Source organism: Labrys sedimenti (assembly GCF_034424805.1).
Lineage (GTDB): Bacteria > Pseudomonadota > Alphaproteobacteria > Rhizobiales > Labraceae > Labrys > Labrys sedimenti.
The window spans coordinates 1-1,334 of the sequence record NZ_JAXOUF010000084.1; the positions used below are offsets into that span (position 1 = coordinate 1).

The window sequence follows — 1,334 nt, forward strand, 5'->3', positions numbered from 1 at the left end:
GGTGGGAAGCACCCCGAGCAGGGGAGTGAAATAGACCCTGAAACCGTTCGTTTACAAGCGGTCGGAGCTCTCTATGGAGCGACGGCGTGCCTTTTGCATAATGAGCCTACGAGTTGCCTCCGTCCGGCGAGGTTAAGCGCTTAAGGCGCGTGAGCCGAAGCGAGAGCGAGTCTGAACAGGGCGTTCAGTCGGGCGGAGCAGACGCGAAACCTAGTGATCTACCCATGGCCAGGGTGAAGTCGCCGTAACAGGCGATGGAGGCCCGAACCGGTTTACGTTGAAAAGTGCTCGGATGAGCTGTGGGTAGGGGTGAAAGGCTAATCAAACTGGGAGATAGCTCGTACTCCCCGAAATGTCTTTAGGGACAGCCTCGTCTTAGCTTCACGGAGGTAGAGCTACTGATAGGATGCGAGGGCTTCATCGCCTATCAATTCCTGACAAACTCCGAATGCCGTGAAGTGTTGGACGGGAGTGAGTCGTCGGGTGCTAATGTCCGGCGGCGAGAGGGAAAGAGCCCAGACCTCCTGCTAAGGCCCCCAAGAGCGGTTTAAGTTGACAGAACGAGGTGACATCGCAGAGACAGCTAGGATGTTAGCTTGGAAGCAGCTATTCATTTAAAGAGTGCGTAACAGCTCACTAGTCGAGCGATGACGCGTGGATGATGAACGGGCATCAAGACCGCCGCCGAAGCAGAGGACTCTTTTTAAGAGTGGTAGGGGAGCATTCCGGTCGGCGCCGAAGGTGTGGCGTGAGCCATGCTGGAGCGTCCGGAAAAGAAAATGTAGGCATGAGTAACGACAACGCATGTATGACCATGCGCACCGCAAGCCCCAGGTTTCCTGGACAACGCCAGACGTACCAGGGTTAGTCGGGATCTAAGGATAACCCGAGAGGGGATTCCGATGACGATGCGGTTAATATTCCGCAACCCGCCGTGCAGGCGAGGACATGACCGAGTAGTGGCACTGCCGCCCCCTGACGGAATAGGGGGTTTAAGGACGTAGGGTGACTGAAATCCGAAAGTACGGAGATCCTTCGGGAGATCCGACAGCGCAGGTAATCAGACTCGCAAGAAAAGTGTCCGAGCGTCAAGCGCACGGGGGCCCGTACCGTAAACCGACACAGGTGGGCGAGGAGAGTATCCTAAGGTGCTCGAGTGAATCACGGCTAAGGAACTAGGCAAATTGACCCCGTAACTTCGGGATAAGGGGACCCCGCGAGGGGCGCAGAGAAATGGCCCAGGCGACTGTTTACCAAAAACACATGGCTATGCGAAATCGTAAGATGACGAATATGGCCTGACACCTGCCCGGTGCCGGAAGGTTAAGAGGGGG

The 1,334-nt window shown here is 56.2% G+C and carries 1 rRNA gene; it reads left to right on the forward strand.

The annotated features are described in order from the left end of the window. Positions 1 to 1,334 (forward strand): 23S ribosomal RNA (locus U1R88_RS35510); the annotation flags it as partial.